The sequence below is a fragment of the Nonlabens sp. genome, assembly GCF_965660805.1.
In the GTDB taxonomy this organism is placed as follows: Bacteria; Bacteroidota; Bacteroidia; order Flavobacteriales; family Flavobacteriaceae; genus Nonlabens.
The window spans coordinates 38,678-63,847 of record NZ_CBFIBE010000010.1; the positions used below are offsets into that span (position 1 = coordinate 38,678).

Annotated in this window: 18 protein-coding genes and 2 tRNA genes; 7 read left to right on the top strand and 13 right to left on the bottom strand. The window is 35.9% G+C overall.

From position 1 onward, the window contains the following. Nucleotide 1: 1 nt before the first annotated feature. From pdxH to ACTF48_RS04370, 5 genes are all read right to left on the bottom strand, one after another. The gene (gene pdxH / locus ACTF48_RS04350; RefSeq protein ID WP_438961918.1) at nt 2-646 is read right to left on the bottom strand and encodes a pyridoxamine 5'-phosphate oxidase; all 645 of its coding nucleotides are present in this window, start codon (nt 644-646) and stop codon (nt 2-4) included. Nucleotides 647-749: 103 nt separating this feature from the next. Continuing rightward, nucleotides 750-1,505, bottom strand: a complete 756-nt coding sequence (locus ACTF48_RS04355; RefSeq protein WP_438961919.1) for a patatin-like phospholipase family protein — start codon at nt 1,503-1,505, stop codon at nt 750-752. Nucleotides 1,506-1,556: 51 nt separating this feature from the next. After that, nucleotides 1,557-1,631: transfer RNA gene (locus tag ACTF48_RS04360), tRNA-Pro, on the bottom strand. Nucleotides 1,632-1,660: 29 nt separating this feature from the next. Continuing rightward, nucleotides 1,661-1,744, bottom strand: a tRNA-Ser gene (locus ACTF48_RS04365). Nucleotides 1,745-1,840: 96 nt separating this feature from the next. Beyond that, the gene (locus ACTF48_RS04370; protein WP_438961920.1) at nt 1,841-3,880 is read right to left on the bottom strand and encodes an HD family phosphohydrolase; all 2,040 of its coding nucleotides are present in this window, start codon (nt 3,878-3,880) and stop codon (nt 1,841-1,843) included. Between the two features lie 146 nt (nt 3,881-4,026). Here ACTF48_RS04370 and ACTF48_RS04375 point away from each other — a divergent pair, with 146 nt between their 5' ends. Both ACTF48_RS04375 and ACTF48_RS04380 read left to right on the top strand, forming a co-directional pair. Continuing rightward, nucleotides 4,027-5,202, top strand: a complete 1,176-nt coding sequence (locus tag ACTF48_RS04375; protein WP_438961921.1) for an acetyl-CoA C-acyltransferase — start codon at nt 4,027-4,029, stop codon at nt 5,200-5,202. A 9-nt stretch (nt 5,203-5,211) separates the two neighbouring features. Continuing rightward, the gene (locus ACTF48_RS04380) at nt 5,212-5,958 is read left to right on the top strand and encodes a C40 family peptidase (RefSeq protein ID WP_438961922.1); all 747 of its coding nucleotides are present in this window, start codon (nt 5,212-5,214) and stop codon (nt 5,956-5,958) included. A 53-nt stretch (nt 5,959-6,011) separates the two neighbouring features. Here ACTF48_RS04380 and ACTF48_RS04385 read toward each other — a convergent pair whose 3' ends face one another. Together ACTF48_RS04385 and gyrA are read right to left on the bottom strand one after the other, a co-directional pair. After that, a complete protein-coding gene (locus ACTF48_RS04385; protein ID WP_438961923.1) occupies nt 6,012-7,196 on the bottom strand; it encodes a tetratricopeptide repeat protein in 1,185 nt (394 codons plus the stop codon). Nucleotides 7,197-7,216: 20 nt separating this feature from the next. Further along, a complete protein-coding gene (gyrA, locus tag ACTF48_RS04390) occupies nt 7,217-9,730 on the bottom strand; it encodes a DNA gyrase subunit A (RefSeq protein WP_438961924.1) in 2,514 nt (837 codons plus the stop codon). Nucleotides 9,731-10,002: 272 nt separating this feature from the next. On the opposite strand from gyrA, the gene ACTF48_RS04395 reads away from it, so the two are divergent. Then, entirely contained in the window at nt 10,003-12,579 is a 2,577-nt protein-coding gene (locus ACTF48_RS04395; protein WP_438961925.1) for an ATP-dependent Clp protease ATP-binding subunit, read from the top strand. Between the two features lie 384 nt (nt 12,580-12,963). On the opposite strand, the gene ACTF48_RS04400 is transcribed toward ACTF48_RS04395, so the two are convergent. The 5 genes from ACTF48_RS04400 to ACTF48_RS04420 all read right to left on the bottom strand — a co-directional run bounded on the left by ACTF48_RS04400 (nt 12,964) and on the right by ACTF48_RS04420 (nt 20,999). Further along, the gene (locus tag ACTF48_RS04400) at nt 12,964-15,237 is read right to left on the bottom strand and encodes an aconitate hydratase (protein WP_438961926.1); all 2,274 of its coding nucleotides are present in this window, start codon (nt 15,235-15,237) and stop codon (nt 12,964-12,966) included. A 561-nt stretch (nt 15,238-15,798) separates the two neighbouring features. Continuing rightward, entirely contained in the window at nt 15,799-16,752 is a 954-nt protein-coding gene (locus ACTF48_RS04405; RefSeq protein WP_438961927.1) for an AAA family ATPase, read from the bottom strand. A gap of 12 nt (nt 16,753-16,764) precedes the next feature. Continuing rightward, nucleotides 16,765-18,228 carry a peptidylprolyl isomerase gene (locus tag ACTF48_RS04410; protein WP_438961928.1) on the bottom strand — a complete coding sequence of 488 codons (1,464 nt, stop codon included), beginning with the start codon at nt 18,226-18,228 and terminating at the stop codon, nt 16,765-16,767. After that, nucleotides 18,188-19,039, bottom strand: a complete 852-nt coding sequence (locus ACTF48_RS04415) for a hypothetical protein (protein WP_438961929.1) — start codon at nt 19,037-19,039, stop codon at nt 18,188-18,190. Before ACTF48_RS04415 ends, ACTF48_RS04410 begins: the two co-directional genes overlap by 41 nt. Continuing rightward, nucleotides 19,032-20,999: a peptidylprolyl isomerase gene (locus ACTF48_RS04420; RefSeq protein WP_438961930.1), complete on the bottom strand. Its 1,968-nt coding sequence runs from the start codon at nt 20,997-20,999 to the stop codon at nt 19,032-19,034. The genes ACTF48_RS04415 and ACTF48_RS04420 overlap by 8 nt, the downstream gene beginning before the upstream one ends. A 164-nt stretch (nt 21,000-21,163) precedes the next feature. Here ACTF48_RS04420 and ACTF48_RS04425 point away from each other — a divergent pair, with 164 nt between their 5' ends. The 4 genes from ACTF48_RS04425 to ACTF48_RS04440 all read left to right on the top strand — a co-directional run bounded on the left by ACTF48_RS04425 (nt 21,164) and on the right by ACTF48_RS04440 (nt 23,728). Further along, the gene (locus ACTF48_RS04425; RefSeq protein WP_438961931.1) at nt 21,164-21,622 is read left to right on the top strand and encodes an SRPBCC family protein; all 459 of its coding nucleotides are present in this window, start codon (nt 21,164-21,166) and stop codon (nt 21,620-21,622) included. Nucleotides 21,623-21,627: 5 nt separating this feature from the next. Beyond that, complete coding sequence (locus ACTF48_RS04430) at nt 21,628-21,867, top strand: hypothetical protein (protein ID WP_438961932.1); 240 nt, start codon at nt 21,628-21,630, stop codon at nt 21,865-21,867. Between the two features lie 149 nt (nt 21,868-22,016). Next, the gene (locus tag ACTF48_RS04435; protein ID WP_438961933.1) at nt 22,017-22,352 is read left to right on the top strand and encodes a hypothetical protein; all 336 of its coding nucleotides are present in this window, start codon (nt 22,017-22,019) and stop codon (nt 22,350-22,352) included. Further along, on the top strand, nt 22,352-23,728 hold the full coding sequence (locus ACTF48_RS04440) for an FAD-binding oxidoreductase (RefSeq protein WP_438961934.1): 1,377 nt from the start codon (nt 22,352-22,354) through the stop codon (nt 23,726-23,728). Before ACTF48_RS04435 ends, ACTF48_RS04440 begins: the two co-directional genes overlap by 1 nt. Before the next feature lie 54 nt (nt 23,729-23,782). Here ACTF48_RS04440 and ACTF48_RS04445 read toward each other — a convergent pair whose 3' ends face one another. Continuing rightward, nucleotides 23,783-25,105, bottom strand: a complete 1,323-nt coding sequence (locus ACTF48_RS04445; protein WP_438961935.1) for a T9SS type A sorting domain-containing protein — start codon at nt 25,103-25,105, stop codon at nt 23,783-23,785. Nucleotides 25,106-25,170 lie beyond the last annotated feature (65 nt).

Sequence of the window (25,170 nt, forward strand, 5' to 3'; positions counted from 1 at the left end):
ATTAAGGTGCTAGTCTAGTTATCTTCCATGCACTATCCTTTATTTCATAAGTGTACCTGTCATGTAACCTATTAGGCCTGCCTTGCCAAAACTCTACGGAAACCGGTGATACGCTATATCCACCCCAATGATCTGGCAAAGGAATTTCTTGATCCTTGAACTTTTCTTCAAAAGACTTCAATCGCTGTTCTAAATAAGCTCTAGAAGGCACAGATGAACTCTGGTCACTTGCCCAAGCTCCTAACTGGCTACCTCTGGGGCGCTGTTTAAAATAAGCTAAAGATTTTTCTCTGGAGACCTTAGAGACTAAACCTTTAATTATAACTTGCCTTTCTAAAGCTGGCCAGAAGAAATGTAATGAAACTTTATTATTCATCTCCATGGCCTTACCCTTTTCAGAATTATAATTAGAATAGAAAATAAAACTGCCATGATCTATCTCTTTGAGTAAAACGATTAGAGTTTTAGGAAAGCCGTCTGTACCTATCGCAGAAATCCCCATTGCATTTACTTCATCAACTGACACATGTTCTCTAGCCTCTGTAAACCATATATCGAACAATTCATAAGGGTTAGAAGGAAGTTGCTCTTTATCCAGAGCTCCTTTTTCGTAGTTTTTCCTTAAATAATGTAAATCCCTTTGCATATAAAATGTTTACTGCAATTTACGGCAAAATGAAATTACATTTAAATGATAAAGATTAAAGATATGTCAAAAATCAGGTATCAATTACATTGAAATGGAAAACCTATTTTATCAAAGAGCTTTGATCTAAAACTTTACAAGCGGTGTCATACCCAATAGTAAATATTTCACGAAGAGACCTTAGACTAAATAAGCCGTATTTATGGAGATTATCAGGTTCGATCAACAGGTCAGCTTGATGAAACTTTGCAGCATCGCGATGATACTGATTAATAGAATAAGCACGTCCTGCCACATCATAAGAGTGCTTCATTTTTCTATCTAAGATTTCTATTTTATTCACATAGCTACCTATTTTAAAATCACAATCGTCTAATAAATCTATAGGGAAATTATTAAGCACTCCACCATCTACATAAGTGTTATTACCAATGTTCACAGGAGTAAAAACTCCAGGAAAAGCAGCACTGGCCAGAATAGGTAGATATAGCTCACCTTTATCAAACACTTTAGAGCTAGCATTATTTAGATCTGTTGCGGTAACTACTAGTGGAATACTTAGTGACTCAAAAGAATCCTGTGGAATAAAGGAATTCAAATGATTCATAAAAACATTTGATTTTATAAATCCTGGCTGACCAAAAGCAAATTTACTAGGCGAAAAAAGGTTTGAAGATTTAAAAAAATCATAAATAACCTCATCTTCTAAACCAGCTGCATAAAGCACACCTATTAAAGCGCCGGCACTTGTTCCAGAGATTTTAGAAATTTGAATATTCCTTTCCTTTAATGCTTTAATAACTCCAGCGTGAGCAATTCCTTTTGCACCGCCACCTGAAAGCGCTAACCCTATTTTCATAGTTGAAATTTAATAAAAAAAGCCTCACTACAAAAGTAGTAAGGCTTTTTGTCGGGGTGGCAGGATTCGAACCTGCGACCTCCTGCTCCCAAAGCAGGCGCGATGACCGGGCTACGCTACACCCCGAAATAGATCATCTATTATTTAGAAAATTGCGGAGAGACAGGGACTCGAACCCTGGCGACGGTTGCCCGTCGACAGATTAGCAATCTGCTCCATTACCACTCTGGCACCTCTCCTAAATAAAAAGAACTGAGCCCTTGTTTCCAAAAGCGGATGCAAATGTAAACCTTCTTTTAATTACTACAAACAAAATTTACTGTTTTTTCCATCTTTTATTCAGGGTATTCTATCCTCAAATGATATATACTTGCTAACTTCTTTTTAATCACGGACTTGATGATTTCAATTTGTTTAAAAGTAATATCAGCATTAATGAATTGCTTTTCATCAACTTGTTTGTTTATAATTTTATCCACTAAATTATCTATAGTAATGGAGGTAGGCGATTTTAAGCTTTTTGAGGCTGCTTCTACACTATCTGCAATCATAAGAATGGCAGTTTCTGGACTAAATGGTTTAGGACCAGGATATTGATAATTTACAATATCTATATCTGGATTATTAAGTTGAGCTTTCTTATAAAAAAAATAAACTACCGAGTTACCATGATGCGTTCTTATAAAATCAATTATTCTATCTGGTATTTTATTTTTTTTTGCTATTTCAATCCCTTTGATAGTGTGGTTGATTATAATAGCTGCACTTTCTTCAGGATCTAAATCATCATGAGGATTAATACCGCTACCTTGATTTTCTGTAAAGTAAGTAGGATTCACCATTTTACCAACATCATGATACAAGGCTCCTACTCTTGTTAACATCGCATTTGCACCAATAGCATTTGCAGCTGATTCAGCAATATTTGCAACATTGAGAGAATGATGAAATGTACCAGGAGCTTTGTTTGAAAGTTCTTTAAGAAGTTTAGAATTTGTGTCTGACAGTTCCAATAAAGACACATCACTAACTAAACCAAAAACCTTTTCATATAAATATATTAAAGGCCAAACAAATAGCATGGCTAATCCACATAGAATAAAGTAACTAATTTTTTGCCATTCCCAACCTGTGACTCCTCCTTGATTGATCGCATAAAAAGCGAAGTATGCAATTATATATATGAGTACTATCTGACCTACTGTTATAAATAAATTAGCTCTTTTATAAATTTCAGAACTGGAAAGAATAGTTACAATTCCAGCAATTATTTGAAGGAATAAGTATTCCTCTGCATAAGGAACAATGAAGCTTAAAATTAAAACAGTAATTACATGAGTGAACAAACCTACCCTAGCATCAAAAAAAGCTTTCAAAATTAATGGAAGCATACAAACAGGAACTATATAAGTGTAAGAAGTGTCTAAATTGATTAACAGAGTGGTTAATAGAATGATCGACAAAACATTAAAGAATACAAAAAGTAATTTTCTGTTATTATGATAAATACTTGGACGATATCTATATAAAAATAAGGATAAAATTAAAAAGCTTAACGCCACCAGAATTGTGTACCCCATCAATCTCCAGTAGTACTGAGAATCTGTCCATGTTTGAGACTGATATGTTTCATTTAGAGTCATTAATACCTGATAACTTTCTCCTTCCACGATTTCGCCTTGAGCTATAATCCTAGAACCTAATGGCACAAATCCTCTTGTAGGAAGCACTTTACTCACCTCATCATCTATAATATTACTAGTAAGTATTTCATTATAGGAAATGTTAGGTTTAAGATTTTTAAGTAGTGTTTTTTCCAGCCAATAAGTATTACTGAATGAAGAATAATCAACTAGCTCAGTGATATAGCTATTAAGATTCTTAGGGAACAATACATCCTGATAAGAGACTTCTTGAAACCCATCATCCATCTGAATGAAGATTTGCTGTGAAGAGCTAATATTTAATCGACTTTCTGTGTAAAATTTCTTGTAAAAATCATTTATTACCTTATTTATAATCAACAGATCTTTTTCTTGCGCAACTTTATTTACAGAGTCCTTTGAAACTGAGGTATATTCAAGGACAATAGATTCATAAACACGAGAAGAAATATCAGAATCAAAATCGAAATAATTAGCCGCATTATTTTTAATGGCCTGAATTTCAACATTAATGGCTTGCTGACTTTTTTTAATGGGAAAGGGAAACGGAGCATATAACGTTTCATACTGCCACGGCTCACCCTGCTTAAAATCGTATTTGAAACGATCATTTTTAGGAAAGAGATATATGGTAAGAATAGTTGCTAAGAGGACAAATAGTATGCGAATTAGAACGTCTTGATTCTTATAAAGAAATAGCTTTTTTTGCATTAATTACAAATTAACAATTTACTAATGAGTTACCATAAAAGTAAACTATAAATTTAAGAAGAACCATGATAGACATCTCAACATTGTATGTTTCTGTGGATTTTATACGCTGATTATTGTTTATTTTCGCTGCCAAATAGAATTTGATGAAGAAAGTAGTAATCGTTTCATATGCAAGAACGCCCATAGGAAGTTTTATGGGTAAATTATCAACAGTTCCTGCCACTACATTAGGAAGTACTGCTATTAAAGGAGCGTTAGAGAGAATCTCATTAAATCCATCTTTAGTGGAGGAAGTTCTTATGGGTAACGTAGTTCAAGCAGGAACTGGCCAAGCTCCGGCAAGACAAGCGGCACTAGGCGCTGGGTTATCAGAAAACGTTCCTTGTACAACCGTTAATAAAGTTTGTGCTAGTGGTATGAAAACGATCATGATGGCTGCTCAGGCAATAGCTTGTGATGATAAAGACATCGTGGTTGCTGGAGGAATGGAAAACATGAGCATGATTCCACATTACGTGCACATGAGAACTGGACAGAAATTTGGTCCCGCTGAACTAATCGACGGCATGCAAAAAGATGGCCTTGTAGATGCTTATGACCAAAATGCTATGGGAGTTTGCGCAGATATGTGTGCTAAAGAGTATGAGTTTAGCAGAGAAGATCAAGATGCTTTTGCGGTGCAATCGTACGAACGATCTGCTCAAGCTTGGAAGGATGGAAAGTTCCATAAAGAAGTTGTGCCGGTTGCTGTACCACAAAGACGTGGTGAGGCAATCATAGTGGATCATGATGAGGAGTATTCTAATGTAAGAATGGAAAAAATCCCTTCTCTTAGGGCTGCTTTTACTAAAGATGGTACTGTTACTGCTGCAAATGCCTCTACAATAAATGATGGAGCTGCTGCCCTCGTACTCATGAGCGAAAATAAAGCCAAAGAATTAGGATTAAATCCAATCGCAGAAATCATAGGTTATGCAGATGCAGCTCAAGAACCTAAATGGTTTACTACAGCTCCTGCAAAAGCTCTTCCACTTGCATTAAGTAAAGCTGGAATTTCTCAAGATGATGTTGATTATTTTGAGTTTAACGAAGCTTTCTCTGTGGTGGGGCTAGCAAATATGAAAATCTTAGGGCTTCAAGATGATAATGTTAACGTTTATGGTGGTGCTGTTTCATTGGGTCATCCTTTAGGTTGTAGTGGTGCCAGAATTGTAACCACATTATTAAGTGTCTTAGATCAAGAGAATGGAACTATAGGCGCTGCAGCTATTTGTAATGGTGGCGGTGGAGCTAGTGCGATAATAATTAAAAAAGTATAACTCAATTAAATGAAGTACGGGATTTGCCCTATTTCGGTGGCGCCAATGCGTCTAGAGGCTAAGGATACCAGTGAAATGGTTTCTCAAGTTCTTTATGGTGAATATTTTAAAATCATCGAAGAACGTAAAAAATGGGTCAAAATCAGACTTGCACATGATTCCTATGAAGGCTGGGTAGATGTTAAACAGGTTTTTGAAATTGAATCTGAGTTATATCATCAAATTGATGAGTCTGAACAGCATTATGCTAAAGATTTAATAAGTCATATTACTCATCACAACGAATCATTAAGTACCATAACTCTGGGTGCTCAAGTTTCTACAGCACGAGTTATAGCAGACACTTATCAGCTAGAGAGTACTTCAGGAACAGATAAAGCTGACTTGATTAATAATGCTTTATTGTTACTTAACACTCCTTATTTATGGGGAGGAAGAACTCCATTAGGGATAGATTGTAGTGGTTTTACACAATTAATCTATAGATTAAGTGGATTTAAACTTCTAAGAGATGCTAGTCAACAGGCTACTCAAGGTGAAGTATTAAGCTTCATAGAAGAGGCAGAAGAAGGTGATCTTGCTTTTTTTGACAACAATGAAGGTATCATCACTCATGTAGGTCTAATCATGAGAGATAACTACATCATTCACGCTCATGGTAAAGTTAGAATTGATCGACTCGATCAAAGTGGTATTTTTAATGTAGAAAGACATTTACACACCCATAAATTGAGAGTGATTAAGAAGATTATGTAACAAAAAAAACCTGCAGATTGCAGGTTTTTTTTTGTTTCGTTCATCATTTTAACTTAGAGCTTAGCCTTCATAGCAGCTAGCTTTTCATCCATATTTAAAGCTCCATATAAACTAATTAAAGTATTTATTATAGGTTTATTTTCAGGTTTTAATTCATGAGCACCTTCATAAGACTCTGTAGCTTTGTTATAAAAAGACTGCTGCTCGTCATAAGTTATTTCTTTGGCGTTACCTTTCTCAATGTAAGCCAATCCTAAGTTTGCTTTAGATACAAAGTTATTAGGATCTAATTCAATACTTGATTTATAGTAACGGATCGCTTTATCATATTCCTTTTTATCAATGGCAGCCTGGGCGAGGTTATTTAACACCTTAGGATCGTCTATATCTTCTGATAAACTTCTAACAGCTTTCTCATAATCGTCCATCATACCTAAGGTTAAAAAAATATCAGCCTTAGCAGCTATTAAAGACATGTCATTAGGATATTTTGAAATCGCACCATTGTAAGTTTCTTTCGCTTTTTCTAAGTTACCAGACTCTTTTTGAAGCCAAACTAAATTTGACACTACCATTCCTAATAAAGAAGGAGTTTTAGATTGTGTAGGTTTCAAATGACTACCTGTTTGAATAGAAACATTTCTAAGTGTTTCAGAAGGAAAAACTTCCTCTTGATTTGTTTCTTTATTAACAGCAATAAAAGTAGTTTTCTGACCTGTGTAACCTTTATCTAGAAGCTTTTGAAATGAATCCTTGGCGATATCAAAATTACCTGTTTGATATGACAGAACAGCTAAGCTATACAACATAGCCATATCCTCTGGCGAGTCTTTTACTAATGTTTTTACTATATCTAAAGCGATACCAGGATCTTCTACAAGTTTTTCATTTGCAATTTGTAAAAAACTTTGATTGATATAATTACTAACCTGTTCCGTTAATATAGGATTTTTATACCCTAAATCCATAGCCTTATTAAATTCTTCGCGGGCTGAATAAGCGTCTTCTAAACTAGGCTTCTGGGCTCCAGTAACATCTATCAAATATGCAGCTTTATAGAAACTATATTGACCTTTATACTTTTCTTCTAAGTCGCTTTCATTAATAGATTTAAAAATCTCCATAGCCTTAGGTATGTCTCCTACCTCTACAGCTTTTTCTATTTTCTTCATTTCTCTTTTCTGCGCAAAACCTAAAGCAGTTATAGCAAGAAATAGAATTGTTAATCTAATTTTCATTGTTATATATTTTTAAAAAATTATTCTTCGCTATCATCATTTGCAACAGTCGCGCCAGCATCTTCACCTTCAATTAAAGTTTCATCGTCAGCATCATCTTCTTGAGCAACCTTAGCAACAGCGGCAATAGAATCGTTTCCTTTTAAGTTAATTAAACGTACACCTTGCGTAGCACGTCCCATAACTCTTAAGTCCTTTACATCTATACGTATAGCAACTCCTGATTTATTAATAATCATCAATCCATCATCATCAGTAACATTTTTAAGAGCTACTAGTCCACCTGTCTTTTCTGTAACCGAAATGGTTTTTACACCTTTTCCACCACGATTGGTTTCTCTATAGTCCTCAAGACTGGAGCGTTTACCATATCCTTTTTCAGATACTACAAGAATGTTAGATTCCATATCATTTACGGCTACCATTCCTATTACTTCATCATTATCATCGGCAAGTCTTATTCCACGTACACCACTGGCATTTCTACCCATAGCACGAGTTTTAGCTTCGTCAAAACGTATCGCTTTTCCACTCTTAAGTCCGAGCATCACGTGGCTATCACCCGTTGTTAGTTTTGCCTCTAACAGCGTATCTCCTTGACGCACGGTAATCGCGTTAATACCATTAGTACGTGGTCTAGAATATTGTTCTAAAGATGTTTTCTTAACTACACCTTTCTTAGTACACATAATCACATAGTGACTATTAATATATTCCTCATCCTTAATATCTTGCGTACAAATAACCGCTTTTACTTTATCATCTGGCTCAATGTTAATTAAGTTTTGGATAGCACGTCCTTTAGAGGTACGACTTCCTTCAGGAATTTCATAAACACGCATCCAGAAACATTTTCCTTTTTCTGTAAAGAATAGCATATACTGGTGATTAGTACCTACAAATATGTCTTCTAGGAAATCTTCATCTCTTGTAGTACTTGCCTTCTGTCCTACTCCACCTCTATTCTGTGTTTTATACTCAGTTATAGGTGTTCTTTTAATATAACCTGCATGAGATATGGTAATCACCACTTGCTCATCAGCAATCATGTCTTCAATAGAAAGATCACCACCAGCATATTCTATTTGAGATCTTCGCTCATCGCCATATTTCTCTTTAATTTCTACAAGTTCTTCTTTGATGATTTCCATACGACGTTCTTTCTTTGCAAGAATGTCTTTTAGGTCTGCAATAGTAGCAACGAGGTCTTCATATTCAGAACGCAGTTTATCTTGCTCTAGTCCTGTAAGCTGTCTCAATCGCATTTCTACGATCGCACGAGCCTGAATTTCAGAAAGCTCAAAACGCTCAATTAATTTCTGACGAGCTTCCTCTCCATTTTTACTACTTCTTATTAAGGCGATTACCTCATCAATATTATCTGATGCGATAATTAAACCTTCTAATATATGTGCTCTTTCCTCTGCTTTGCGCAATTCAAAATTAGTACGTCTTACGACTACATCATGTCTGTGTTCCACAAAGTAGTGAATCATCTCCTTAACATTAAGTAGTTGAGGGCGACCATCTACTAAAGCAATATTATTAACGCTAAAAGAAGACTGTAAAGCTGTATGCTTATAGAGTTTATTAATAACAATGTTAGGGATTGCATCTCTCTTGAGAATATAAACAATACGCATTCCCTTACGGTCAGACTCATCTCTGATCATAGAGATCCCTTCTAACTTTTTCTCGTTAATAAGGTCTGCCGTTTTCTTAATCATATCGGCTTTATTTACCTGATACGGTAATTCATCTACGATAATACACTCACGACCTTTCACCTCTTCTAATCTAACGCGACCACGTATTTTTACACGACCACGACCAGTATGCATGGCATCTTTAACGCCATCATACCCATAAATAATTCCACCTGTAGGGAAATCTGGAGCTTTTACATGAGTCATTAACTCATCAATCTCTATGTCATTATTATCTATATAGGCAACCGTTCCATCTATAACTTCTGTTAAGTTATGTGGAGGCATATTAGTCGCCATACCTACAGCAATCCCTGAAGCTCCATTAACAAGCAAGTTAGGAATACGAGTAGGCATAACAGTAGGCTCATTTAACGTATCGTCAAAGTTGAGTTGTGTATCTACAGTTTCTTTATCAATATCGGCAAGGATTTCTTCAGAGATTTTACGCATTCTAGCCTCTGTATAACGCATGGCAGCAGGTGGATCACCATCTACACTACCAAAATTCCCTTGACCATCCACGAGCATATAACGCAGAGACCACTCTTGAGCCATACGCACCATAGTATCATATACAGATGTATCACCATGTGGGTGATACTTACCGAGTACCTCTCCTACGATTCTTGCACTCTTTTTATAACCTCTATTAGACAGTACGCCTAATTCATACATTCCATAAAGAACACGTCTATGTACTGGTTTTAATCCATCTCGCACATCTGGCAGTGCTCGTGACACTATGACTGACATCGAGTAATCGATGTATGCTGACTTCATTTCATCCTCGATATTAATCGGGATTAACTTTTCTCCATCTGCCATATAAAATATCGTTTAATTTATCTTTTTTAATAATATGCAAGCAATTTAATGAAAAACCTAGTCTTAATAAGGCTTTGACAGCCATTTTGAGTTGTTTTTATTAACATATCTTCTACTATTATGTGGATAAGTTTAATGCTGTATTAAATAGATGACTAAGTGACTGTTTATGACTCGCTTTCGCGAAAGCGAGATCTAAAAAACCATCATTTAACAAAATGGTATACCTATTGAACACATAGAATTCATTACATTTAACTCAAAGAAGTAATATGGACGATAATTTTTCACCGAGAGTCAAAGACGTGATAGCTTACAGCAAAGAAGAAGCGCTAAGGCTAGGACACGATTTTATAGGAACAGAACATTTAATGCTGGGATTGTTGAGAGATGGAGATGGTAAAGCAATCGATATTCTTAATAATTTAACGGTAGACTTAGATCACTTGCGCCGCAAGGTGGAAATTCTAAGCCCCGCAAACCCTAATACACAAGTAGCTGCAAACGAAAAGAAAAACCTGCACCTCACCAGACAGGCTGAGCGCGCATTAAAAACTACTTTTCTAGAAGCAAAACTTTTTCAAAGCTCCTCGATTAATACCGCTCATTTATTATTATGCATTTTGCGTAATGAAAATGACCCTACCACTAAATTACTTAATAAACTTAAAGTAGATTATGACGGCGTTAAAGAAGAATTTAAGAGCTTATTATCTCAAGAAGATGGCTTTACTGAAGATCCTATAGAAGGCGCTTTTAATGATGGTAATGACTCTGGAGATGATCTTGCTGGAGATGATAAAGAGAATTTATTCTCTCCTAGTAGCAGTAGTAGCTCAAAAGGTAATAAAAAAAGTAAAACGCCTGTTCTGGATAACTTCGGTAGAGATTTAACTAAAGCTGCTGAAGATGGAAAACTAGATCCAGTGGTAGGCCGTGTAGAAGAGATACAGCGTGTCTCTCAAATTTTGAGCCGCCGTAAAAAGAATAACCCATTATTAATAGGAGAAGCTGGAGTAGGTAAAAGCGCTATAGCCGAAGGTCTTGCCCTACGCATAGTAGAACGCAAGGTATCTCGTATACTCTATGATAAAAGAGTCATTACCCTAGACCTAGCTAGTCTAGTGGCAGGAACAAAATACAGAGGTCAGTTTGAAGAACGCATGAAAGCGGTCATGAATGAATTAGAGAAGAATGATAACATTATACTTTTCATAGATGAAATTCATACCATAGTAGGTGCTGGTGGCGCTGCAGGATCGTTAGATGCGAGTAATATGTTCAAGCCTGCTCTCGCTCGAGGCGAAATTCAATGTATAGGAGCAACAACACTAGATGAATACCGCAATAGTATAGAAAAAGATGGTGCGCTAGAACGTCGTTTCCAGAAAGTTATGGTAGAACCTACGAGCGTAGAAGAAACCATCACCATTCTTAATAATATTAAAGAAAAATATGAAGAACACCATAATGTATCTTATACAGATGGTGCTATAGAAGCTTGTGTGAAGCTTACTAATAGATATATGACAGACCGTTTCCTACCAGACAAAGCTATTGATGCACTGGATGAGGCTGGTTCTCGTATTCATATTACTAACATAGAAGTTCCTCAACAAATTCTAGACTTAGAAAAACAACTTGAAGAAGTTAAGGAAGAAAAAACGGCCGTAGTTAAAAAACAGAAGTATGAACAAGCTGCTAAACTGCGTGATGATGAGAAAAAACTAGAAAAAGCACTCACTGAAGCTCAAGAAACTTGGGAAGAATCTTCCAAACTACATAAAGACACCGTAACTGAAGAAAACGTAGCCGAAGTGGTAAGTATGATGACAGGGATACCTGTAAATCGTATCGCTACCAAGGAAATGAAGAAACTTTTTAATCTAGGAGACTCCATTAAAAACAGAGTCATAGGTCAAGATAAAGCGGTAAAACAAGTAGTCAAAGCTATTCAACGTAACCGTGCTGGATTAAAAGATCCTAACAAACCAATCGGTTCTTTTATATTCTTAGGACAGACCGGTGTAGGTAAAACACAACTAGCAAAGGTTATTGCAAGTGAACTCTTTGACTCTACAAACTCATTGATACGTATAGATATGAGTGAGTACATGGAGAAATTTGCGATTTCAAGATTGATAGGTGCGCCTCCAGGCTACGTAGGCTATGAAGAAGGTGGACAGCTCACTGAAAAAGTGAGACGTAAACCTTATGCTGTGATTTTACTCGATGAAATTGAAAAAGCGCATCCAGATGTTTTTAATATGTTACTTCAAGTGCTGGATGATGGTTATCTAACAGACAGTCTAGGACGTAAAATAGACTTTAGAAACACGATAATTATTATGACTTCTAATGTAGGAGCGCGTAAATTAAAAGATTTTGGCTCAGGTGTAGGGTTTGGAACCGCAGCACGTAAAAATGCCGAAGATGATAATGCTCGCGGTGTTATTGAAGCAGCATTAAAGAAAACCTTTGCTCCAGAATTCTTAAATAGAATAGATGACGTTATTGTTTTTAACGCTCTTGAAAGAGAAGATATCCATAAAATCATTGATATTGAACTTGTTAAACTATATGAACGCATTAATGGTCTAGGATACGACCTTACATTAAGTGAAAAAGCCAAAGACTATATAGCAGACAAAGGTTTTGATAAGCAATATGGGGCTAGACCTTTAAACAGAGCTATTCAAAAATATATAGAAGACGCTCTCGCAGAAGCTATAGTGAATAGTGAACTTAAAGAAGGAGATGCTATATTCATGGATTTAGATAAAGAGTCTGGAGAATTAAAAATAAAGATTGATAAACCTAAAGAATCTGAGTCAACTCCAGGATCTTAGAAGTCATTAACTTTTAAGCATCATACTTGTAGTATTCTAAAACGTCTTAGCAATAACTAAGACGTTTTTTATTTTTCAAATATTACAGTCTAGAAAGAAGTGGCAAAAAACTTTTCTAAAAGCATCATAGTTAAAGAGGCTTATGAGCTTTTTGAGAATATCGGTCCAGTTGAAATACTTACTTTGTTTGGTTATACCAATTCATCATTTAAACCAAATTGAATTTATAAAATCTTCATAAATCCAAACTGGTATGGATTATATTCCAGCGATCACGATTTATTAAAAATAACGAAACATATTCTTTAAACCACTTTTTTTAAACCCACAAAAAAACCTCTTGAAATATCAAGAGGTTTTTGTGAAATGTATTTAAACTGAAGGCTATGCGTTCTTAGCGCTTTCTTCTTTAATTAAGTTTAAGGCACTACCTTTATCATACCACTTGATTTGAGCATCATTATAAGTGTGGTTTACTTTAAAGGTATCTTTAGAACCATCTGCATGAACAGCTTCTATAGTTAGAGGCTTATCTGCCGCAAATTGATCTAGGTCTAAAAAGTTGAAAGTATCATCTTCTTGTATTAAGTCATAATCTGCCTCATTAGCAAATGTAAGACCTAGCATACCTTGCTTCTTTAAATTAGTTTCATGAATACGAGCAAATGATTTTACAATCACAGCAACTACTCCAAGGTGACGTGGCTGCATTGCCGCATGCTCACGAGAAGAACCTTCTCCATAGTTATGATCTCCTATTACTATAGATGGGATTCCAGCTGCTTTATAAGCTCTAGCCGTATCTGGAACTGCTCCATACTCACTATCTAACTGGTTCTTAACAAAGTTAGTTTGCTTATTAAAGGCATTAACCGCACCTATTAAGGTATTATTTGCAATATTATCTAAGTGACCTCTATAGCGCAACCATGGTCCAGCCATAGATATGTGATCTGTTGTACACTTACCAAAAGCTTTAACTAACAACTTAGCACCTTTAATTTCTCTACCTATAGGAGTAAACGGACTTAATAACTGTAAACGTTCAGACTCATCTGAAACTTTAACTTGAACATGACTACCATCAGCCTCTGGAGCTAGGTAACCATCATCTTTTACTTCAAAACCTTTAGGAGGTAATTCCCATCCTGTAGGCTCGTCCAGCATTACTTCTTCACCATCTTCATTTATCAACTTATCAGTAATAGGGTTGAAATCTAGACGACCAGCAATGGCTATCGCGGCAACCATTTCTGGTGATGCTACAAAGGCGTGCGTGTTAGGGTTACCATCAGCACGTTTTGCAAAGTTTCTATTAAAAGAGTGAATGATTGAATTCTTAGGTGCGTTTTTAGGATCGCTATAACGTGCCCACTGACCTATACAAGGTCCACAAGCATTAGTAAAGATTTTAGCATTTACATCTTCAAATACGCCTAGAATTCCATCGCGTTCTGTAGTATAACGTACTTTTTCAGAACCTGGATTGATACCAAACTCTGCTTTAGTTTTTAATTTCTTATCAATCGCCTGTTGAGCAATAGAACTTGCACGAGAAAGATCTTCATAAGAAGAGTTTGTACAAGAACCTATAAGTCCCCATTCTACCTTAAGTGGCCAGTCGTTACTAGTCGCCTTTTCATTCATAGAACCTACTTCAGTCGCTAGATCTGGAGTAAAAGGTCCGTTTATGTGAGGCATTAATGTATCTAAGTTTATTTCAATAACTTGATCAAAGTACTGTTCAGGATTTGCATAAACCTCAGCATCACCAGTTAAGTGCTCGCGCACTTCGTTTGCAGCATCAGCAATATCAGCTCTTTCTGTAGCACGTAAATAACGCTCCATAGCGTCATCATACCCAAATGTAGAAGTCGTAGCTCCTATCTCTGCTCCCATGTTACAAATAGTTCCTTTACCGGTACAAGATAAGTTTAAGGCTCCATCACCAAAATACTCTACAATCGCTCCAGTTCCACCTTTTACGGTAAGGATCTCTGCTACTTTAAGGATCACGTCTTTAGGTGCTGTCCATCCTGATAGTTTACCTGTTAATTTTACACCTATTAATTTAGGGAATTTTAATTCCCAAGCCATTCCTGCCATGACATCTACAGCATCTGCTCCACCTACTCCTATGGCAACCATTCCTAATCCACCGGCATTTACAGTGTGAGAATCAGTTCCTATCATCATTCCTCCTGGGAAGGCATAATTTTCAAGAACTACTTGGTGAATAATACCAGCTCCTGGTTTCCAGAAACCGATACCATATTTATTTGACACAGATTCTAAGAAGTTAAACACCTCATTACTGGTGTTTAATGCACTTTGTAAATCCGCTGAAGCTCCAGTCTTAGCCTGGATCAAGTGATCACAGTGCACTGTAGTAGGAACTGCAACCTTATCTTTTCCAGCTTGCATGAATTGTAAAAGCGCCATTTGAGCAGTTGCATCCTGACACGCCACACGATCTGGTGCAAAATCTACATAGTCTTTACCTCTAGTAAAAGTTTTACCAGGTGTTCCATCCCAAAGGTGTGAGTATAAAATCTTCTCAGCAAGCGTAAGTGGTTTACCAGTAAGCTCACGTGCTTTATTCACACGAGCTGGCATCTCAGCATACACCTTTTTAATCATCTCTATATCAAAAGCCATAGTCTATATAATGTTTGTTTTTAAGGATTGCGAAGTTACGAAAAAGCAGTCATTTTTTAAAATAAGCAGTAAACCATCTAGTTCTTTGCCATATTCTCTGTAAAAAGAGTAAAACAACTATAAAAATATATGGAATTGATAAAATTATTATGTTAAAATTATCGATTTAATAATCACGCTTTCGCGAAAGCTAAGAAGAAATGACTTAAAACTCTTTTATAATTACATTTTTGAGCATTTTATCAACATACAGAGCAGCTATAATCGCATCACAGCTCATTATAATACCAATTTATGTTTCTAATGCCGTATTCTTAATTTAAATTATTTTTTGACTAGATGATAAAGAAAATTAAAGCATAGCCTACGCTACAGTTTCATTTTATTTTGAAATATAGGCAAAAAAGAAACGAATCATATGCGACATTAGGAATGTAAATCGGTATAAAACATTTATCACTTAAGGGATGATTGATAGATACATCTATAGTAGAGATTCCCTAAAGAATATCTTTAAAAGAAAAATTGAGCACTTATTAATGGAAAATTAACGGCTGTTAATTACAAAATTTTTGCGATAATATTATCCTCAGTATAACCTTCAGCCTCTGCCTTATAATTTTTAATAATACGATGACGTAATATTCCAGTCGCAACGGCTTTAACGTCCTCAATATCTGGACTATACTTACCATTTACTGCAGCGTGAGTTTTGGCAGCTAATATTAGATTTTGAGAGGCACGTGGTCCTGCGCCCCAATCGATATATTCTTTAACGATATCAGGTGCAGCGTCAGTCTTAGGTCTGGTTTTACCTACTAGTGCTACGGCATATTCTATCACATTATCTGCTACTGGAATGCGACGTACTAACTGCTGAAAATCTACAATTTCTTGGGCTGTAAATAATGAGTTGATCACTGGTTTATGGTCACTAGTGGTAGATTTTACCACATCTACTTCTTCCTGAAAAGATGGATACTGTAAGTTTATGGAGAACATAAAGCGATCCAGTTGTGCCTCTGGTAAAGGATAGGTTCCTTCTTGTTCAATAGGGTTCTGTGTTGCTAGTACAAAGTAAGGTTTCTCTAGTTGATAATTATGTCCTGCAACGGTAACAGATTTCTCTTGCATAGCTTCTAGTAAAGCTGCTTGAGTTTTAGGTGGAGTACGGTTAATCTCATCAGCTAGGATGATGTTTGAGAAGATAGGTCCTTTTAAAAACTTAAAGGTTCTATTTTCATCTAGTATTTCACTTCCTAAAATATCACTAGGCATTAAATCTGGTGTAAACTGAATACGTTTAAACTGTAACCCCAAAGCTTGTGAAATGGTGTTTACCATAAGGGTTTTAGCAAGTCCAGGAACTCCTACTAAAAGTGCGTGTCCTCCAGCAAAAACAGAGATTAAAATCTGATCTATGACATCTTCTTGGCCTATGATTACTTTGGCAATTTCTTTTTTAAGTTCTTGGTTTTTTTTCACCAAGTTATCTATAGCAGCTACATCAGACATGTTGTTGTTTTATTATTTATTCCATTGATTCTCAAAATCGCAATCTTTAAACTCAGGTCCTATTTTTATATAGGTATCTTTCAGTTTTTCAGCTTGCCATTCTCTAATGGCTTTTACTTGTTTATCTTTTAAGGCGATGTCCTTAATCTTAAGAAAATCGAGTGCATAATCTGCTTTGTGATCCTTAATTTTATTAATCACATGAATGATTTTAAAAGTGGTACGACCTACTTGATCCTTTTCATCTATAATACCGCTCACATCTCCTTTTTCTAGGAACACAATTTGTCTTGTTAAATCTTCTGATAGTCTGGTAAGATCTAGTCGTGCCTCACCAGTATTAGGGTTAATGAGTTTACCACCATTTTTTGCAGTTTCTTCTTCATCACTCATTTCTCTGGCTGCTTGATCAAAGGTTATTTCTCCCATAATAATCTTATCTCTCATTTCATCGAGATCAGCTTTTGCTTTATTTACTTGCGCAACTGATATATAAGGATATAATAATATATGTCTTACATCTCTCACCTGACCTCTAATTTTATCTACCTGTAAGATATGCCATCCAAATAGGGTTTCAAAAGGCTCACTTACTTCACCTTCTGTAAGTGAAAAAGCTGCTTCTTTAAACTCTTTTACAAATGAGTCTCCTCTTTTTAAGCTTATAACTCCACCTTGTCTTTCAGTGGCAATATCTTCAGAAAAAAGAGCTGCTTTTGCGGCAAAACTTGCTCCGTTTTCTAACACATCTGTTCTATACTCATTAAGCTTGTTTACTACTTCAGCTACTGCGTCTTCACTAGGCTTAGGTTTCACTACTATTTGCGCTATTTCAACTTCTGTATTAAAAAGAGGTCTTGCCTCTTCAGGTAAACCATAGAAAAAAGCACGAACTTCTTCTGGTGTGATCTCTACACCTTCTGTAATGCGCTGTTGCATGCGCTGCGCTAGTTTTATATCTCTAGTAATTCTTTCTAGTGCTGTGCGTAATTCTGCTATGCTGCTTTTTTGATATTTTGTAAGTAATGCCTCTTCAGATTCAAAACCGGTTCTTAAATATGCCAGACGCTGTTCAGCCTCTCCAGATACTTCTTGATCACTAACTGTAATACTGTCTTGAACAGCATGATGAGCAAACATTTTCTCACGTAAAATACTTTCTATTAACTGACAGTCTGTTAGTTCACCTAGATCTTGATCTCCTTGAATATCTAGTAATTGTTTCTTAATATCAGAATTAAGAATTACATAATCTCCCACAACTCCTGAGACTCCATCTATTAATTCTCTTACCTGAACCACTGGTTTTACAGAGTCTTGTTTTTTCATGGCTAGCAAAACCTCTTCTTTTACTTGCTCATCTGTTACTTGAAGTGTATCTGTTTGTGCCAGAGACGCTTTCGCGAAAGCGCAACACAAAATAACCAACAGGTATTTATGATTTAACTTGAAATTTTTTACTCTTGATAGCATCATCTAATAATTCTTTTTCTAATTTCTTTATGTAATTGAGCTTGCGCCTGTTAAGCAATATTTGTTTAATAGTAGGCCTTATGTAAGATAATGGTGCGTTATCACCACGACGCAATACATTATTGAATCGCACCAAATATACACCAACGCTATCTTCTAATTTCCAATATTTCTTATCTTTTATATACCAGTTTTCATTTCCAGGAGTTATGGCAGTCACCCGATCAAATACGGTTTTCTTTTTTACCCAAATGTTATCATTAAGAAACATGTTTTTAAAACCCAGGTGAAGACTATCGAGTTGCCTCAAAGATATGGAGTCACCTTTCTTAAATAGACTGTTAACTTCATCAAAACTGGTATAAGATGGATCCAGCTGTATATAACGGAACTGCACTAAATCTTCATTAAGTTTAAAGTCCTTTTTATGTTCTTTAAAGTAGGTTAGAATACTTTGCTCTGGAATTAAGGTATCTAAATTTTGTTTAGTGAGTTCTTGCTTATAGGCTTGTGAATACAGCTCTACTTTATATTTCTCAATAAGCACATCCATTTGATCTTGTTTATCTAGAGGGATGTTTTTGCGGGCATTTTGCATTAATAAACGCTCCGTAGCCCAGTTGTTTATGTATCTAGAAACGATGAGTGTAGAATCTTGTTTAGTATAATCTTCTGGTAATAAGTTTGCGATATCATCCTGGGATAGATAAGCATCACCTACTACAGCTACCGCATCTAGCGGTTGTTCCTTCTGGAAATACTGGCAAGAGGCAAGAACTGCTATAAAAGCTATGTAGATGCAAGTTTTACGCATTTTTATCAATAGCTTTTTTTACTTTTTTAAACACTTTTTTATTTAATTTAATTTTCCTGCCTTTTCTTAGAGTAGCCATCCAGTCTTTTTCTAACTGTTGCTGGTAGTCATTAATAACGGCACCGCGAGCGTCTTCAAGTGTTTTTTGAGTAGGTTCTAATATTTCATTTACCACAATCACTTTATAAAAACCTGTTTTTTTATCGTGGTAGATAGATGAAACGCCTAGTGCTACATTAAAATTGTCTGGTAATCTATTATATGATTCTTCTACGACACCATTTGAAATCATGACTTTAGTGCGTCCATCTTTATTGAATTGTTCTTTTATTTCAATTTTATCTACACCATTTTCTAAGAGTTCCTTTACCTGTTGCGCTACCTCTTCAGTCGTGTTCTGAGTCATGATGATGTCGAGCCTGCGTTTCCACTGGTATTTTTCCTTATGTGCGTTATAATATGCTTGCTGCCCTAACGAGTCTTCTTTAGCTTTATTCCATATTTTAGTTTCTAATAGGTCAAAAAGCAGCAAACCTTCTTTATATTCATTATAGATAAACGCAAAATCTTTATTTTCAAATTCTAGGTTTTTATCATAATAAGCAGCAATAGAGCTATCTATAAAGTCATTATAAAAGGTTTTAATTTTCACTTCTTTATTTGCGTAGTTATTAAAATCTTTTTTCTGGCGTTGTGTCACAGCCTTATAAAAATCTTCATAAGTATATTCTTCATCGCTTATGGTAAACATGACTTTATCAACTGTAGGGTGATTTATTTCATATTCCCATTTATTAGACATTATAGAGTCCGTAATAACATTATGTAGCGTTTCCAGCACCTCTGGAATGGCAGTTACACCATACTTATCTCTTAACCCTTTATTAAAGGAGTCTGTAATTTTACGAGCACGTGGCGATTTACTAATCTTTTCTTTAAGCGATGGTGCTGTTTCTTCATAACTTGCTATGGGATGTTTTTCTAACAGCTTAATGATATGCCAGCCGAATTTAGTTTGAATAGGTTCAGAAAACTGCCCTTTTTCTTCAAGAGAAAAAGCAACGTCTTCAAAGGCTGGAGCATTTAAGCCACCAGTACCAAAACGATTTAACTTACCACCTATAGAAGCTGAGTTCATATCATCAGAAAACTCTCGTGCTAGCTCTTCAAACTTTCCTGTTTCCTGTAATTGCTTGTACACTTCCTTGATACGTTTTTCGGCTGTTTTCTCTTTTGCTTCTCTTGCGTCAAAGGTCATGATATGCGCAACCGTAACTTCTCCTCTAGCTGGTCTTTCTTCATAAACTTTAATGATGTGATAGCCAAAATCAGTTCTAAAAACATCTGAATGCTTACCTACTGGTGTGTTAAAAGCAGCGTTTTCAAATGGATATACCATTTTAAAAACACTAAACCATCCCAGTTTCCCTTCATTTACAGCACTAGGACCTTCACTTTTTGTGCGAGCTAGTTGTGCAAAATCAGCACCGTTATCTAGGTCTGCTTTTATCGCTTTAATTTTATTCCATGCCGTTAATGTATCTTGAGGACTTGCTCCAGCACCTACTTTAACGAGGATATGGCTTGCGTTTAACTCTTTATTTTTACGATCATAAGCTTCTCTCACCAGAGCGTCTGTCACTTCAGTGTCTGTTAAATATCCTTGAGCTAGACTTTTTCTATAATTGTTAAGCTCTTTTTTATAGGCCTCACCTTTATCTAGACCAAGCTCATAAGCCTGCATGAGTTTCAACCTGTAATCTATATATAATTCTAAGTAACTGTCTATATCTTTTTGAGATTCATCCTGGACGATATCGAGATTCTTGAGGTAAACTCTCATAAAAGTTCCCGCATCATAATCCTTACCATCTATAGTAAGTAATGTTTTATCATTAAGCTCTTGAGCGACTGCCATTGAACTTAAGATAAGCAATAGAAGTGTAAAAAAACGTTTCATAGAATTCATATTTTTCTTTTTCAAGACTAGCAAAAATAACCATATTTTAACCCTACGCAAAACGGTTACCGTGGTTATCTATTGCCTTAAAGTGATAAACTTTAAAAATCTCAAAAACAAATTAATATAAGTTAGTTATTACCATAAAAAACGACCTTAAGATAATGATAAAAAGTGAGTACAGCGTTACTATAAAACAGCCCATAGATAAAGTCATGGAACTTTTTAAGAACCAAGATTATTTTAAAGAATGGCAAAAAGGTCTTGTGAGCTTTAAAAACACTTCTAAAGAAATAGGAAAAAAAGGAAGCACACGCTCCATGAAGATAAGAACCGCTGGCACAACCATTACCATGAAAGAAGAAATCACAGCTGTAGATTTACCTCATTTATGGGAAGCCACATATCGAGCACCTGGCGTGGTTAACAAACAGAGCAACCGTTTCCATGAAATAGAAGAGCAAAAAGACGGCATCACTTACCGAGTAACCGTATGGAATAGTACGGCTATCTTCAAATTTACAGGTATGATGCGCATTATCGCAAGAACTAGACCACAACTTTTTACTGCACAAACGCACCAGCACATGGAAGATTTTAAGACCTTTGCAGCTACAAAGTAAAACAGATGGACAGAAAACTAAAATTGATATGGGACTTTAAAGGTCCAGACGCAGAGCGCACTTCACAACACCATGTTATTCACCTTAATGAATTCATAGAAAGAGACCAGATCCCTTCATTAGGCACCGGTACGCAACAAATCTCTCAAAATCATCATATCGCCTTTATGGGAATAGAAGAAGCTGCTATGCCACCAGTCAGAGATGCCTTAAAACCACACAGAGGTCAATTATGGGTGGAATAAATGGGGTTATTTACGCTTTCGCGAAAGCGTAAAACCTATAATCTCCCGCAGACCATGAACACTAATTTCTTAAAAGCGGTGAAGGAAACTCTGATTTTTCAGATTAAAATTGTGAAATTTATGCTTAATTTTAAAGGCAATTAAAAGCTATGGAAACGAATCATCTTAACTGGAGTAAAAATGAATTCCAGACCTACCTACTCCTCTATTGTGCCAGTGCCGACATTTCACAAACTGCCGAAGAGCTGCATTACATAAAAGATCATATCGCAAAATCAGACTTTAAAACAATTCACAACGTTTTTAATAACGACACTGATAACCAAAGCCTTAACAGAATAGAGCAGTATGTTAAAGAATACAACTATTCTAGTGAAGATATACAATCTACTATGAAAGAAGTGAAAGAGCTGTTTAAAATCGATGGTGATTACAGCCTCATGGAAAAGCACCTATTCAACATAATTAAATCTATTCTAGATTAATGTCTCATTCTCTTTTTGACAGTATTTTACAACCGTCACAAATATTAAGTGGTGAAAATCTACGCGATAGATACCATCATATATGGCATACAGATAAGCCTTTAAAAGCAATATGTGTACTATTACCTACTTCTACTCAAGAAGTAAGTGATATTATGAAGATATGCCATCAACAACTTTCACCTGTAGTCGTTCATGGTGGACTCACTAATTTAGTGGGAAGTACTGAAACATCAGGTCATGAAGTGGTGATCTCAACTGAGAAACTTAACCTTATTGAAGAAATAGATACCTCTAGCCGTACTATGACCGTACAATCTGGAGTGATTCTAGAAACCATTCATAACGCTGCTGGAGAAAAAGATTTGTTGTTTCCGCTCAATTTTGGAGCTCGAGGCAGTGCTCAAATAGGTGGTGTTATTTCTACAAACGCTGGTGGTTTACGTGTTCTTAAATATGGAATGACCAGACAGTTAATTCTAGGGCTAGAAGCCGTACTAGCTGATGGAACTATTATATCTTCCATGAAAAAAATCATTAAGGATAATAGTGCTTATGACCTTAAACAACTTTTCATAGGCTCTGAAGGTACTCTGGGAATAATAACTAGGGCTATTTTAAAACTAGAAGAAGCTCCTAAAAGTCGCAATGCGGCATATATAGGTTTTAACTCTTATGATAAAGTCGTTGCTTTTCTCAAATTTATGGATAGTAACCTTGCGGGAAAACTGAGCGGTTTTGAGTTAATATGGCGCAATAGCTATGAGCAAATGACCAGTACGAGCGATGCCGTACGACCACCATTACCTTATGATTACAACTATTATGTTCTTATAGAATCTCTGGGCAGTCATACTCAAAATGATCATGAAGAGTTTCAAAACTTATTAGAACATGCTCTAGAAAACGAGCTTATTCTAGATGCTGTCATGGCACAATCGCTCAGTGATGTGGAATGGTTTTTTAGGATAAGAGAAGATGTAAATAATCTGGTGGACTTTATGAAGCATGATCAGCATTTTGACATCAGCCTTCCTATTCCTTTAATAGGTGATTATATCGCAGAACGATATAAAAGTTTAAAGGAGATTGATGGAGTAGAACAAGTGTACGCCTTTGGCCACGTAGCCGATGGGAATATTCATTTCATGATAGGAAAATCAAACCTATCCCTAGAACTTAAAAGAACCATAGACCATTGCATTTATAATGGTTTAAAGTCTATAGGCGGCTCTGTAAGTGCAGAGCATGGTATAGGAACTCATAAAAAAGATTATCTGGAATTGTGTCGTAGCACAGAAGAAATTGCCTTAATGAAGTCCTTAAAAGCTGCCATGGATCCTAAAGGATTGCTTAATCCTGGGAAGGTTTTATAATAAAAAAAGGCTCGCAATTGCGAGCCTTTTTAACTTAATCAAAAATTAGTTTTACTATTTTTTAACGAGTTTCACGGTCTGTACAGCATCACCTGAAACGATTCTAGCAACATATAAACCACTAGTTAATGCAGAAGCATCAATAGTTGCATCAGAATTACCAACAGTTTTACTAACTACTAGCTTACCTGTCATATCATATACTTGAATACTATCGATAGAAGTGTTTACTGCACTTACATTCCAGCGATTAGTAGTTGGGTTAGGGTAAACAGAGAATTCATTTGATTCAATATTATTATTACTTAAAGGAGTTTGCGTAAACATGATATTATCAAAATATACAATACCTCCATTATTTACTGACTGCTGGTAAGGATCAACTTTCCATTGAAAGAAGTTAGCAGCATCAAAACCTAAAGTTGTAAATTCAGTCAAAGGAATACTAACCGTTTGCCATGATTCTTCAACAATTGTTGCATTGGCTCCACCATACTCATAAATAGTTCCACTTACAGTACCAGCAGTATTTGCAATTAACTCAACATTAAATCCTGGTGTACCCGTGCTTGCCCAATAATTGAAAGAGAAAAAGCCATAAGAGCTTACATTTTCAAGTGCTTCTCCTTGTCCCCAACCAGCTACAGCAAAATCCATTTGTAAGGCAGTATTAACAGCCGCACTTGGATCTAAATCTGGCATACCACTATTAACACCAAAGTCATACTGAACAGGAAAAACATTAGTATAATTATTAGTGTCATTATAAATACTATACACCGTATTGTCAGGGTTTGATGGAATAGGCGCTGCCATTGTTGGAGTTGGAATCTGGGTAGCAGTCACCTCAAGACCTCTAAGGTTTTTTATATAAAACATTCTAGAATCAGGCGCACCAAAAGTGTTGGCTGCAGTATCCCAATTAATATGAAGTGCAAAATCATTATATTCTCCATTTGCTGGACCTTGACCATCTAAAGTTACGTTAAATTCAAATGTTAAAGTTTCCCATCCTGTTCCGTTGTGATTAGCAGATGTAACAGCATTTGGAGCACCTGCAATACCGCCTTGAGCTTTTGGCGCTATAGTTATTGCTGTAAGAGAGTAAACGTCTAGTTGCATCGTTAACTGCGTAGCCGTGGTTAATTGATAATTCTTAGTCAAAGTAACGTTAACACCTTGCCAAATCTGACCAGTAGAGCTACTTGTCACTTCCACTACTTGATCAGTACCTGTAGGATCAGTAGCGTAAACTGCTGCCGTACCACCAAAAACGCCTTCTAATCCTGTGCCGTTAAAAGACTCTAGCAGGTCATAAGTTTGAGAGAACCCTAGCGATGATATCACTAAAGCAAAAAATAAAGTAATTTTTTTCATAATAATTATTTTAAATTAAAAGTTTATCAAATATAGCTTTGAATTGCTGTATTTAAGAATTTATG